The sequence below is a fragment of the Hyphomicrobium sp. genome (assembly GCF_041674905.1).
Classification (GTDB): Bacteria; Pseudomonadota; Alphaproteobacteria; order Rhizobiales; family Hyphomicrobiaceae; genus Hyphomicrobium_B.
Window position 1 is genome coordinate 25,310 of sequence record NZ_JBAYUV010000020.1, and the last position, 13,640, is coordinate 38,949.

The following is a 13,640-nucleotide window of genomic DNA, read 5'->3' on the forward strand; positions in this document are numbered from 1 at the left end:
CAATGTCGTCGATGACGCCAATTTCCCGGATTAAAGAGCCGGACTTTACCCCGACGCCTCGGGATGTCGGCGCGATGGCAGAAGTTTTAGAGGGTCGGCACGGCGCTTTCGCAGCGGCGATCGCCGATTTCTTCGCAATCTATCACGGCGAGAAAGGCGACGCGGGCCGCGCATGGGCCTGGAGCGGAGTCGCCGAACTCGTCCGACAGCGCGAACGAACCCGGCTTGAAAGCTGATTGAGCGATAGGAATTTGCTGTGACGACCGCGATCGCACCCAGCGCCGATGCCGCCACCGCAACACGCATCGAAACGGAGCAAGCCGGCGCCTTCGGGGCCAGCCGGACGTTCGTCTCGAACGTACTCAAGCAAGCCGTTAAAGTCCTGGCCGCGCGCGGCGAGCGCCAACGGACGCAGCGCGACGCCCTCGTCGCGTTCGCGGTTCGCGTTCTAAGCGCGGGCCTTCTCTATCTCACTCAGATCGTTCTTGCCCGTTGGATGGGCGGCTACGAGTACGGCATCTACGTTTCGGTTTGGACCTGGGTGCTGATCCTCGGCGCCATCCCGCATCTTGGACTGAACCTCGCATCGATCCGTCTCGCGCCCGTCTATCGCGAGACCGGCGATTTCGAACGCCTGCGCGGCCTGGTGCACGGCAGCCGGCTGTTCGCGCTCGCCAGCGGCACGGCGGTCATGATGATGGGACTGCTGGGCGTCTGGCTGTTTCAAAATCACATCCAGAACCATTTCGTGCTGCCGGTCTATCTCGCGCTCGTTTGCATCCCGCTTTACGCGCTGACCGACGTCCAGGATGGCATCGGTCGCGGCAATGCCTGGATGACCATCGCGCTCGTGCCGCCCTATATTCTCCGCCCGGTATTGCTGCTCGCGGCCATGCTCGCCGCCTACGCGGCCGGTCTGCCGATGGACGCCGCGACGGCCGCTGCTGCCGCCATCGTCGCGACATGGCTGTCTGGAATTGCACAGGCCGTCCTGCTGAACCGGCGCATGAGCGAAACGGTGCCTCCTGGACCTCGAACCAGCGACTTCGCGGCTTGGTTCAAAATCTCGTTGCCGCTGCTCGCCATGATGAGCGCTGAACTTCTGCTTCAGAACACCGACATTCTCGTCGTCACGCACTTCATGTCGCCGGCCGACGTCGGAATATATTTCGCCGCCGGCAAGACGATGGCGCTGATCATGTTCGTTCATTATGCAGTCGGCAGCGCCGTTGCGCATAAGTTTGCGGCCCTGCACGCACGCGGCGATCGGGACGGCCTACGCGACTTCGTGAAGGACGCGGTCAACTGGACGTTCTGGCCGTCGCTCGCGAGCGCGATCATCATCCTGGCGCTCGGCAAGCCGCTGCTCTCGCTGTTCGGACCACAATTCGAAACCGGCTATCCGGTGATGGGCATTCTCGTCGTCGGCTTTTTGACGCGCTCCGCGATGGGCCCTGCCGAATACCTTCTGAACATGCTTGGCGAGCAGAAGCTGTGCGCAATCGTCTTGTTGGGCGCTGCGCTTCTCAACATCGCGCTCAATTTCATTTTGGTGCCGCGCTTCGGGCTCATCGGCGCAGCTAGCGCGACAGCAATCTCGCTGACCACCGCCGCGTTGATGAACGCCATCGTCGTCTGGCACCGTCTCGACATCAAAATCGCAATCTGGAAAAACCTGCCGAAGTTCTAGTTCGCACCCCTGCGCCGACAAGGGTCCGGCCGCCTCAACGTGCAGTCGCTGACGTCATAGCCGCCCGGCCAGACTAAATACACACGCGTGAACTTCGTGGCGGATGGAGCACCCAACACACACTCCCCCACGTCACGGCCACCGGACCGCCCAACACGCACTCCCCACGTCATGACCACGCAGCCTTAGCCCCGCACCATCCAACGTCATGGCCGCGAAGGCGGCCATCCACGACAACCCGCAACAATAATAACTCCCCGGGATTTGGCAGCTGCCGCTGAGCGATTTTTGGAACACCGCAATAGATGACTTTCGCGAGCGGCGTGGATGGCCGCCTTCGCGGCCATGACGTAAGAGGGAAAACCGGCGCCGTTACCGCCACAAGCTCGTGCCGGGCGGCCGGCTCGCGGAACGCGTATGACTGGCACCAACGAAAGGATCACCAGCGCCCGCCACAAAGCCCGTGCCGGCGGCCGGCTCGCGGAACGCGAGTCGCCGGCACCAACAGAAGGCTCCGCGCCGCAAGCGCCATCTAAAAACTCTACATTGGCGAGGCGAGAACGAGCGTCCAGAAGGATTTGAATTCGCTCTTCGGGTCCTGCACCAGCGCGATGCCCATGTGGGTCGCATCCCGCGTCAGAAGATTCTTGTTATGGCCGGGGCTCTCTTCCCAGCCGCGCATGACTTCATTGAAGTCGACTTGACCCGTGCCGACATTCTCCGCCGTCAGACGCGCGCGAAAACCCGCCCGCTTGACGCGATCCCACGGATTGGAACCGTCGGACCCATAGTGCGAGATGCGGTCGAACTTCGCGAGATCGCGCGAATGCGATTTGGCCGCTTCCGTCAGCTCGGGATTGAGCTTCAGGGCCTTCAACCCATTCTTCTTGCGATAGGCGTTGATGACGTCGCGCGCCATTTCCGCGTTGAGCGACGTATGCGAGTAATCGCGATCCGCAAGCACGCCCGGAGCGGCTTTCTCGAAGCTTCCGCTCGGCGCCTTGTCGAGCGACGCGACCTTGACGTTGCCGCGCGGCGTCGACGGCTCGCCGCCAAGACCGACACTCTTGATCGACGGCGATGACAATGAGGACGTCGTTTCAGGTTCCGTAAAACCTGTCGACAGGGACGTTGAACCGAGGCTGCAGCCGGCCAAAGCCGTAGCAAGCCCGGTAGCGAGCGCGACGCGATACATAACAGCTACTCCCGGCACGAGACGTGCGCGAAACTCCATCATTGCCGGAAATCCGTTAACGCGATGTTAACACTAACGGGACGCGAATCGCGGCTCATATCGTAACGAAACGATGTTCTAGATCCTCGCATGAGGGTCCCTCACGTGCCCATTCCCGCCCACCTGATTTTCGCGCCAACAAGGTGTCGCGATTTTGACCGCCCGGCGGCGAAAGCCTGACGTCGGAACCCTTCGCGAGCACTCAACCCCCGCCCGACCGTCGGGCCTGTGGGTCGTGGGCTCTAAGCCTCTTGGAAGTGCTCGGCCGATCATCAACAGTCGTCGCGGCAACTTGATTCGTGCCGGGAGACCTTCGATGAGTGCAGTCATCGGACAATCTGAGCGAAAATTCGAAGCCCATGTCCCGGCCCTCACCGCAAGGGACCTGGTGCTGCTGCGCATTGCCGCCGGAACCGCGACCCGCGCCGACCTGCAGCGCGACGTGGCGCCGCTTCTCGCTCCGAAATTTTCCGGCGCCGAGTTCCGCCGCTCGGCGGAGCTTGGGATCAGCAATCTCATCGGCAGCCAGCTTGTCGCCGAAACCAAAGGCCGCCTCAGCGCCACGGGAAAGGGCCTTCAAGTTGCAGAAGCCCTGCTTACCTCGGCCAAGGCCCCGTGCGCCACTTGGGCCGACGTAAAACTCGCCCTCGTCTTACGGGCGCTGCGGACAAGCGATACACCGGCGATCCGCAAAGCATTACAGCGGGTTGAAGGTCTCGCCGCCATCGTATTGCAGGATCACTTTGGGAAGTCCACGGGACGCGCACAATCGCCCGCCGACCTCCGCGCCGACTTGGCGATCATCGCGCTCGAACGCGCCTTCGGGAACAAGATCAAGACTGGCTTCAAGAAGGGCGCGGGCCTGCCTGCGAAGCCCGGCCGCGTTCTGGCAGGTCAGCTTTTCAAGCAGCCACGCGAGATCGCGACCGACGGCAAGCTGATCGTCCATCTCGCATGTGAAATCGCCGGCAGCCGCGAGCAGTCCCTCGACGCCCTCGAACTGGCAGTCTTGCGCGGTTTGATGTCGCCGAAGGACGGCACCGACGCACCGCCCGCGCAACCTCTGCGCCCGCAATGTCTGGAAACGCCGCGTATCGCACGTTCGCCCACGCCAAAACCAGCCAACGACCGCGCCCCGATCTCCGAGATCGCGCCGCCAAGCCTGCGTTTGCCGTCGCCGCCAGACATGCCAGAATTTTGTCGCGCTGTGATCGATGCGGCACGACCTGTCTCAGAGGGCTGGCCAGGCAACCGGAAGGCGTTTATCTCTTTGGTCTGGAAGGCGATTCGCAACACGCGGCCCGACTGGGGGTTATCCGAGATTGCGTTCAAAGGCATGCTCGCGGAAGCCCACCGTTCGGGTCAGGTCGAACTCGCGACCGCCGATCTCAAGGACGGCCGCGACCTGAAATCGCTTGAGGATTCGAAGATCCTCTACAAGAACACCGTCTGGCATTTTGTGCGCGTCCAAGATTAAAAGGCATTCCGGTTCGCAATGGGCGTTGAAGGCGGTCCACTCAAAAAGGCGTCGTTTGCTCCCTCGCTCGCTCCCGACAAGCTGAGCGAGGCGTTCGAGCATTCGATTACCTGGGAGGATGATCTCTGGCGCGCCGATCCGGTCGACGTGCCGGAAATTCACGCCAAGGCCCGGCAGAAGTTCAACGATCTGCTGACGACGGTCACATCGGGACGCGGCTATCACACGCCGGAACGCATCCTGCTTTTCCACGGTCAGTCGGGCGCCGGAAAAACGCATCTGCTGCGCGCCCTTAGAACGGACTCTCATCGCACCGGACAGACCTACTTCGGCTACGCGCAGATGACGCCGGACGTGCAGAACTACGCCGATTTCTATTTGCGCCGCCTCGTTCATTCTCTCGAAAAGCCCTACGATCCGGATCGCTTCGGCGAATCCGCGCTGTCGCGGCTGACGAACCGCATGGTGCTCGATTCCGAGGTGATTTCCTCAGCCGACGTCGACAAGCTCCGCGACGCGACGCTCGACGACAAGCAGCTGGCGCGGCTCATTCTCCGTCTCGCCGACCAGATCGTCGCCTGCGACAAATTCCAGACGCGCGAACTCGACATCAATATCGTGCGCGCGCTCCTCTATCTCCAGCGCCGCGATCCGCGCATCGACCAGCGCATCCGGCAGTATCTCAACGGTCGCCAGCTAACGGCAATCGCACACGAAGCTGTCAGCGCCCTCGACCCGAACGACGGCGAAGACCGCGCGTTCGAAATCATCGCCGCGCTCGGCGCACTCGTCTGGACCGTTGAGCGCGCGGCACTCGTCTTCTGCATCGATCAGGTCGAAGACCTGCGCTTCTTCGACAATGCCGAAGATCGCTTCCAGCGCGCCGTCCGCGATCTCATCCAGATCGCAAACCGCTCGACCAACGCCATCGTCATCATTTCGTGCCTGGAAGATTTCTACGGCCAGGTACGCAGCCTTGTGGCGCAATCCTATATCGACCGCATCGAGAAATCGGGTCCGGTGCTTCTGCGCGAAAGCCGCACGCCGGAAGAAGCCCGCCTTATCATTTCGAAACGCCTCGCCTATCATTCGGAAACGAATGGCGGGGGACTGAGCTTCCCCGACGCCTCGCAGTTCTTCGGACCGCAGTTCTTCGAGGAATTCGGCGGGCTCTCGACGCGGCGTCTATTGGAGCACGCGCAGTCGCGCCTCAGGGAAGCGACATCGACAGAGGGCGACGAACGCGAGTCGGAGGCAGAACGTCCGTCCTTCATCTCGACGCTCGCGCAGGCGCTTGGAGCGGCGATCGGGTTCGGCTCCGAAGACGAAGCCACGCCGACGATTTCCGCAGTGCAATTCCGTGAAATGTGGGAGCGCTTCGCCAACGAGAGCGAAGCCGAAATGCCCGCCGACGATCAGGAGCTGGTCGACATCCTCTCGTCTGCCCTGCAGCTCGCGCGCGACGAATGGGGCAGGGCGATCGAAGTTACCGTCAAGCGCCTGGAGCTTGGCGACGATCTTCCCGCCTTCGACCTGACGGTCCGCCATCGCACCGGCTTCGCCAACGACGTGCGCGTCTTCCTGTGCAATCGCCCGACCCAGGGCGGCGGCCTGAAGCGTCAGCTCGACAAGGTGCTGACGGCGATGCAGGGCAAGCCCTGCTTCATGCTGCGCGCCAGCGACTTCCCGCCGAACAAGAAAAATCAGACCGCGCAGGCTTTCCGCAAATTCCGCGACGGCGGTGGCCGTCAGTTGCTCGTGCCGATCCCCGAGTGGGAGCGCATGATGACGGTGCGCGAGTTCACCGCCCATCACCGCACCGATCCCGGCATGGCGCAGTGGCTCGAAGGCACGAAACCGCTGTCGAGCCTGATCTCGATCATCCATCTTCTGCGTCTGGATCTCTTGGGCCGCCCGGTGCCGCGCCTCGTCGCCAAGGAAATGGACGACCCGCAGTCCTCGCTCGACGGCTTCCACACGCCGTCGGCCGAACAAACGCGCGCTGTTCAATCCGGCGACGGCGAACCGGGACTTGCCGCCAACGACGACGACCTGCCGATGTCAGTCATCCTCGACGAGAACGGCAGCTACGGCGCCAGCATTCTCGCAGGCGGCGAGAAAAGCAGCCGCGGCCGCCCCGTCACGCTGAACAAGAGCGTTCTGAAACGCCACGCGGCGTTCCTCGGCGGCTCAGGCTCCGGCAAGACGACGCTCGCGCTGTCTCTGATCGAGCAGCTTCTTCTGCGCGGCATTCCGGCCGTTCTGATCGACCGCAAGGGCGATCTCGCGAGCTACGCCAATCCCGACGTCTGGCGCGCCAATGACAACGAAGCGTCCGACCGCCGCGCCGAGCGCGAAAAACTCGCCGACGCCATCGACGTCGCCGTCTACACGCCGGGCCGCGCATCGGGGCGTCCGATCTCGATCACGCTCCTGCCCAACGGCATCAACGAGCTGCCCGAGCACGAGCAGCAGTTGCTGGCGAACTTGTCAGCCGCCGCACTCGGCGAAATGCTGCATCTGAAGAACTCCGCGACGCATCAGAAGCAGTCGGGTGTTCTGGCTGTGGCCTTGCGCGTCCTGGGTTCGCTGTCGACGAGCGAGGTCACACTCGCCGACTTGATCCGGCTTCTCGAAGACGAACACCCCGAGCTGACCGATCAGACGCAGCGGATGGACCCGTCAGGCAAGCTCCGCCGCGATCTCGTCGCCCAACTTGACTCGCTCCGCCTGCGCAACGCCGCGCTGTTCGAAGGCGGTGGCGAAAGCCTGCGCATGGAAAGCCTGCTCGGCCTCGGACGCTACCAGCGCCCGAACCGCACGCGCCTGTCGGTCATCTACACCGGCTTCCTCGGCGACAACGAAAACATCCTGTTCTGGGTCTCGCAGTTCCTTTCGGAAGCCCTGCGCTTCTGCCAGCGCAACCCGAACGACGAGTTGCAGGCCGTCGTCATGTTCGACGAAGCCGACCTTTACATTCCGGCGAACTCCAAGCCCGCGACCGCCGAACCGCTCCAGAGCCTCTTGAAACGCGCCCGCTCCGCCGGTCTCGGCATGATGCTCGCGACGCAGTCACCGGGCGACCTCGACTACAAGAGCCGCGACCAGATCACGAGCTGGTTCATCGGCCGCGTGCGCGAGGATACCGCGCTCCGTAAGCTCAAGGCGGCCTTCCAGTCGGAGTCGGGCCTCGATCCGGCAACGGCGCTTCCCGGCCAGACCGTCGGCGAATTCCATCTCGTCCAGGAAGGTTTGGTAAGGCCGATGAAGGCGCAACGCTCGCTGATTGCCGCCGAGCAGGTGCCGTTCGATCGCATCGAGCAGCTGGCCGCCGAAACGCGCGGAATCGACGAGCGCCAACTCCGGCTTTTTGACCTTCGTTAATTTATGTAAACTGGAATTGAAGCGTCGAATAGCTATTCAATTCGCATTTCAATACCCGAAATACTCCGTGATATTGCGCTGCCTATAGTTGCTCCCTTGCGTGCAGGCGCAATCCGACCGTCTCAAAGCAACACTTTGAAAATAAAATATATTTTTGCCGACCTGAAGAATGCTTCAAACGCAAATCCCGGAAATGGCGAGCCATTTTATTTGCGAGCCGGACGCGCGGGATCGTAGCCGCAAAATAAGGAGAGGGTCTGTCCACTCCCCATTCGTCGCGATATTATGGGGACGGCTGACAAAGTGGGAATGTGGTCAGCCGCGCAGTTAGGGGCGGCCCTCTCTCGGCGAAAAAAGAACGCGATGACCAGGGGGCAAACCGGTCGGATGCGGTCTTCACAGATGGCCGAGGCAGTTGGGAGTGAACCTTTCGAGTTCAGTGCGGGGTAAGTGTCATGGTGGCGAAGCATTTCGTCATGATGGTCGTTGCGACTCTAGTCGGTCCAGCAATCGGCGTCGGTCTTTTCATTCTCGTCAGCAATTTCTAGGCCCAGAAGCTTGTCGGCGCTCGCGCTCCGATGCGACGAGTGTCTGCAATGGCTGCGTGGAGCCTTGTAGGCCTCGGCCGCACAAATGCCATCAGTTGGCGTGAATGCCGCCGCGAGCCCGTTGAGTTGGCGCCTTAAACTCCAATTATGCAGGCCATACGACAGCCGCGTTCGTCGCGGCGAGAATGGCGGCTTGCGGCAATGCTACCCATCCTTCGCCTTCTCACGGCGCTCAGCGAAATTTGTCTGAGGCTTCCGCGCCAGATCGCGCGCCGCCTGATGTCGGCCGTCGCCTTCAATCCGAAGCTCGGACCTATCCGCCACGTATTCACGGCCGCGACGCTCTATATCCTTTTCGCGCTCGTGCTCGTTTACGTCGCCGCCCCGATCCGAGGCTATGTCGGCGACCTCACGATGCACGAAAAGCTTGGCTACGACGCCGAACGCTGGCTCGCGACCGCCATCTACGATCCCAAAGGCAACTTTGTCGGCACCTTCGACCCGCGCCTCGATAGCCTGCGCGACGTCAACTACACCGACAGCGATATCGAGCTCGGCAATTACGTCGCCAGCCCCGATCACAAATCTATTCCCGTCCGCGACGTGCCCGAGCAGTACTGGCGATGCCTGTCCTATCACGAGGACCGCTATATAGGCGGCGTGCTCAATCCGTTCGGCATCGATCTCGCGGGTGTTTTGAAGATCCCGATCACCACGATCACGCATTCGATTGCGGCGCGGCGTCCGACCCTTGGCGTGGGCGGCTCGACGCTGCCGATGCAGTTCGCGCGCGTCATCTACAAGACGCCGCCCCACGCCGGCGAGGGCGGCATCACGAAACTCCGCCGCAAGCTCGGCGAATGGTGGCTCGCGCCCGTCATCTACCGCGAACTGACGCGCGGCGGCGACGATACGCTGCTGAAACAGTGGGCCGCGAACCACATCTGGCTGGCGCAACGAACCGGCGGCCAGCCGCTGCACGGAGTAGAAGTCACGAGCCAGGTCGTGTTCGGCAAGGAGGCCAAGGACCTCTCAACCGCCGAGCAGTTCGTCCTGGCGTCTGCCGTCAACAAGCCGATCATTCTGCTCGAAGGCAACGACCGCCTGAATGCCGTCCGCCTCGACCGCTGGCGCTACATCACCGAAGTCCGCGCCCGCACCTGCGCCGAAAAGCTCATCACCGATGAAGCCGAGCAGAGAAAAGTCGTCTTCGAGCTGATGGCGCTCGCGGGCGGCCCGCCCGATCCGAAAGTAAAACCAAAGCTCGAGGCGGCGCTCGAACGCTTCGTGCCCGATCAGGTGAAACGCGCCGAAGCCAATCCGATGATCCGCGCCAACCTGCTGCTCCCCGCAGCACGCTTCGGCATCCGCGAAGAGATGAAGCAGAGCTATGGCTTCGGCTGGCGCGATTACGTGCGCGGCGTCACGACGACCTTCGACATCGGCGAGAACCTCGCGTTCCGCGAAAAAATCGACGCCAGGCTTACGGCTCTCAACACGGAATGGGCGTCGCGCATCAACGCCGCGTTCACGCTCGATCCCACGAAGGTCACTGCCGACAAGGCGCTCCCGAATATCATCGTCGTCGCCGCCGACGCCGAGGGCCGCATCGTGCGCTATTACGAGTCCGGCGAAACCGCCGCTTACTTCGGTTCGCTACCCGCACGCCGCTCATCAGACGGCGTCTATGACCCGAGTTCCGAAAGCCGCCAGGTTGCCTCGACCGGCAAGATGCTGCTCGCCATCGCACTCGCAAATCAGGGCCGCGATACCGGTGAAAGCCCCTATTCCGACCCGGCGGCACCGGCACAGGGCCTCGACACCTGCGCCCGAGGCACAAGTCAGCAGAACCGCAAGGCCGTCGTTGCCTTCGCCTGCTCGCTCAACGCCCCGCTGATCAGTCGCGGCGCCGCGCTCGGGCAAGCACCGATCAAGCGGCTGATCGACGGATTCGGCTTTACGATGCCGCCTGCTGCCGAAACAGGCGGCACGCCGCCGTCGACCGCCGTCGTGCTCGGACAGATTGCCGGTGCCCCGCGCCGCGTGCATTTCATGTCGAGCGTCGTCCTCGCTTCCTTGATCGGCCGTAGCGATCGTCCGATGCGCCCGCCAACGATGATCAAAACTTACGACTACACGCAGAAAGGCCAGAACGGCGGCGGCATCGCCGCCGAAGCACGCCCCGCAGTCATCCCGAAGTCGTTGATCCGGCCGCGCGGAACGGGATTGATCCGGACGTTGCTGGAAGCCCCGCTCTGCTACGAGACGGGCGGCAAATCCTACGGCACGTTGAAAAGCATCGCCAAATGGTGCGCGCGGCGGCGCGGCGACCTGCGCCTGCATTTTGCCAAGACCGGAACCTCCGTCACGCTCGATCCGAACGCGACGGTCGACGCCTGGGCATCGGGCGGCCTGCAATTCGCGAACGGCGCCGCCTATTCCTACGTCGTGCTCGTGGGCACGGGAACGGCGTCTCAGCCTTGGGCGCACGATCTGCACGCGGCCCAGGTTGCCGCGCCGCTGCTTGAAGTGCTGCTCGGCGATCTTGCCGATCACGCCAAGGCGAATCCGCGCCGCGATCTTCTACCTGCGCCACGAATCAATTCCGCGCCGCGCATTTCAAAGGCAGCGCCTCCACTGACGGCCGCAAAACTCGCGACCAACAAAAAATTCGAACGCTCGCCTTCCGACGAGCAGCTCCGCACGCTGACGTCGAATTGAATGCACTCGCGCGGTCGGTTGACCAAGGATGACGGAAACAAATCCGTCAGCACTTCGACACCCGTCAGCCGCAGTTGCGACATCAAAAACGCGTTCTGGCGACTGAGTGTGCTGCCGGCACCAAATGCGGGTTGGCGGCAATGAGATTGCAAACACGAGATCAACGGCGTGGATCGTTTCCGCTGCGCGATGCGGTGGACGACGACACCGACGCGTCGTCGAAGCCGCCGCGCGACTGGAAGCGCATGATCTTGATTTTCGGCTTGGGCGCGCTCTCCTGGGTCGCAACCTACGTCGGCATGCTCGAGCTGATCGAAGCCAACATGGGCGACCTGCCGCTGATACACCGCATCATCGTCGCTTTCTCGGTCGCGATGCTGATGACGATGATCATCTGGCTCCTCGACCAGTTGTTCCGGCCGCAACCTTTGACGACCAAACTGTTCTATGCGAGCGGCTACGTTTTCCTGTCGCTGATTTCCATCGGCTTCGGGTTCGGCTTCTACTGGAAGGTGCTCGAAAGCCGAGGGGAAGCATCGCGATCGGCCGAAAGCGCCGTCTCGCAGGTTCAGAATTCGCTGCATGGCGCATCGACGCGTCTCACGCAATTGCAGGCGACGCTCACGCAATTAACTCAGGTTTCAACCGACAAAGCCGAACTTGAACGAACCAAGGGCACCTCATGCCCGAATTCGCGTCCCGGTGATGGTCCGCGACGCAAGATGCGCGAGGACGACGCGCAGCGCTTTTCCTTCGCGTCCGAATTCGTGAAGGGCCGCGTCGGTGCGGTGAATGCCGACATGCAGGCCTTGAACGGCGATCTGGCCAAGGTTGTCTCCGCCGATGCATCGACCTTCGACGCCAAGACCGGCACGCGCAACGAATTCATGCGCGCCCTCGGCCGCAAACTCGACCTGACGGTGACGGGATTCAACGCTTTCCGCACCGATCCGCAGCTTCGGCAAATTCGCAGCGATCTCGCCGACCGCTCCGACCGCACGACCTTCGGCGACGGCAAGGCGGCCGTCTCCTGCCCCGACCCGCAATTGCAAATGGCATTGCACGGCGTCGTCAAAGCCATCGACCAGCTTCCTGAATTGCAGAAACCGGAAATCGCGGCCGTCGAAGGCTCCGAAGCGACGATCGAAGCATTCCGACGCCTGACCGCATCGTTCTACGGTCTTTTGGCGTTCAAGATGCCGCCGTCGGCCGACGAACTCCGCGAGTTGCAGAAAAAAGCGATCCAGTCGGTCGAGAACCCGTCCGAAGCCTCGCTTCGAGCCCTCCGCTCCGATGAAGCCTCGGGCCTCTCGAAACGCGACTACGTTCCGCTCGCCGTTGCGCTGTTCGTCGATCTCTGCTTGTTTCTCGTATCGATGGGGCAGCGTCCCGGCAGCCGCCTCGATGGACTGGTCCCGAAAATGAAAGCCGCCGAGCGCGGGCCGGTCATCGAAATCCTGTCGCGCTTCAATGACATCCATCGCGACAAGCAGATCCGCGAGAATTTCGAGCTGTTCCGTCATGTCGTCTTCGATATGAACGGCGACTATTACGTCGCTGTACCGCTCGATGCACCGCCGCGCCTGAGCCCCGCGGAACGTGAAAACCTCCGCGTCGAAGCCCAGCTTCTCGCCAACCTGTTCGCGAGCTTCGAGCGCGAGAAAATCTTCAAGCGCACGCTTCTGCCCACGACTGGCAGCATCCAAAGGCGGCTCATGCGTCAAGGCTCGAAGTTCGCCGGCTCCGAATCGTTCCGCGTCTATAAGTTCGCGAACGGCGCCTGGTCGGACATCATTCTGGGCGCCGTCATGGGCGCCGCCAAGCGCGCCGAAGCCCGACGGGCTGAATACGCTGACGTTGAAACCGACGCCGCCGACGAGCCGCGCACGACGCCGCCGTCGCTCGACATCGGAGCCTTGAAACCGGCAAACGAGCCCACGGAGCCGACGCTGCCTTTCGACACTGTGACGAGGTCCGCGCCGACAATGACTGATACGTCAGTCGATCCGGCACATGAGAAACGCTTCGGCCCCTACGCGACGGCGTATCGCCCGAACTCCAACGCGAGTTCCAACTCGGGCGCCGAACCGCCCTTTTTCTCCGCACCGCACGCGGCGCGCATACGCAAGCCGTCGCAGCCGCCGCTTCGCGAAACCGAAATTTCCGTGAGGGCCGCAAACAGCAACACGACCGCAGCGCCGCCTGCTGACGTGCAACCCGCGACCGTCATTCCCATTCCCCGCTTCGAATTCCGCAACCGAACGGACAACGAGCGCCCGAGCGCCGCGCTCGCCGAGCCGGTGGCGAGCGTCACGCTGCAGCGGGAAACCGCGACGTTCACGGTGCCGGTCAGCGAGGCCGTCATTCCGTCGTCGCTGCGGGACGCGCTCACGAAATCGGCCGCATACCGGACCGAGGCCCGGGACGATATCGCCCAGCTCGAAGTCATGGCATCGGCAACTGACGACCAACTTTTTTGGGAGCAAGATCAACCGCCTGCTGATCAGGAGCCGCTTTCGGCTTCCGACGAAGCCCTGTTCAGGCGCATCGCACCGCCGGCGGCGGAATGAAAAATACTTGGACAGA

At 62.6% G+C, this 13,640-nt stretch carries 7 protein-coding genes; 6 read left to right on the forward strand and 1 reads right to left on the reverse strand.

What is annotated here, in order from left to right:
* The first annotated feature begins 74 nt into the window (after window positions 1-74).
* Together WC026_RS09905 and WC026_RS09910 are read left to right on the forward strand one after the other, a co-directional pair.
* Window positions 75-236, forward strand: a complete 162-nt coding sequence (locus WC026_RS09905) for a hypothetical protein (protein WP_372710753.1) — start codon at window positions 75-77, stop codon at window positions 234-236.
* 20 nt (window positions 237-256) lie between these two features.
* Window positions 257-1,690 carry a lipopolysaccharide biosynthesis protein gene (locus WC026_RS09910; RefSeq protein WP_372710754.1) on the forward strand — a complete coding sequence of 478 codons (1,434 nt, stop codon included), beginning with the start codon at window positions 257-259 and terminating at the stop codon, window positions 1,688-1,690.
* 541 nt (window positions 1,691-2,231) lie between these two features.
* On the opposite strand, the gene WC026_RS09915 is transcribed toward WC026_RS09910, so the two are convergent.
* Window positions 2,232-2,927 (reverse strand): CAP domain-containing protein, encoded by a 696-nt coding sequence (locus WC026_RS09915; protein WP_372710756.1) that lies wholly within the window; start codon window positions 2,925-2,927, stop codon window positions 2,232-2,234.
* A gap of 313 nt (window positions 2,928-3,240) precedes the next feature.
* Here WC026_RS09915 and WC026_RS09920 point away from each other — a divergent pair, with 313 nt between their 5' ends.
* The 4 genes from WC026_RS09920 (at window position 3,241) to WC026_RS09935 (ending at window position 13,624) form a co-directional block, all read left to right on the forward strand.
* Window positions 3,241-4,401, forward strand: a complete 1,161-nt coding sequence (locus tag WC026_RS09920; RefSeq protein WP_372710757.1) for a hypothetical protein — start codon at window positions 3,241-3,243, stop codon at window positions 4,399-4,401.
* An 18-nt stretch (window positions 4,402-4,419) separates the two neighbouring features.
* The gene (locus WC026_RS09925; RefSeq protein WP_372710759.1) at window positions 4,420-7,785 is read left to right on the forward strand and encodes an ATP-binding protein; all 3,366 of its coding nucleotides are present in this window, start codon (window positions 4,420-4,422) and stop codon (window positions 7,783-7,785) included.
* A 749-nt stretch (window positions 7,786-8,534) separates the two neighbouring features.
* Window positions 8,535-11,054, forward strand: a complete 2,520-nt coding sequence (locus WC026_RS09930) for a transglycosylase domain-containing protein (protein ID WP_372710760.1) — start codon at window positions 8,535-8,537, stop codon at window positions 11,052-11,054.
* A gap of 140 nt (window positions 11,055-11,194) precedes the next feature.
* Window positions 11,195-13,624 carry a hypothetical protein gene (locus tag WC026_RS09935; RefSeq protein ID WP_372710761.1) on the forward strand — a complete coding sequence of 810 codons (2,430 nt, stop codon included), beginning with the start codon at window positions 11,195-11,197 and terminating at the stop codon, window positions 13,622-13,624.
* Window positions 13,625-13,640 lie beyond the last annotated feature (16 nt).

Bases quoted from the DNA above. Each gene is read 5' to 3' on its own strand.
- WC026_RS09905 (WP_372710753.1), top strand. From the start codon at position 75: ATGGCAGAAGTTTTAGAGGGTCGGCACGGCGCTTTCGCAGCGGCGATC.
- WC026_RS09915 (WP_372710756.1), bottom strand. From the start codon at position 2,927: ATGATGGAGTTTCGCGCACGTCTCGTGCCGGGAGTAGCTGTTATGTAT.
- WC026_RS09920 (WP_372710757.1), top strand. From the start codon at position 3,241: ATGAGTGCAGTCATCGGACAATCTGAGCGAAAATTCGAAGCCCATGTC.
- WC026_RS09925 (WP_372710759.1), top strand. From the start codon at position 4,420: ATGGGCGTTGAAGGCGGTCCACTCAAAAAGGCGTCGTTTGCTCCCTCG.
- WC026_RS09930 (WP_372710760.1), top strand. From the start codon at position 8,535: ATGCTACCCATCCTTCGCCTTCTCACGGCGCTCAGCGAAATTTGTCTG.
- WC026_RS09935 (WP_372710761.1), top strand. From the start codon at position 11,195: ATGAGATTGCAAACACGAGATCAACGGCGTGGATCGTTTCCGCTGCGC.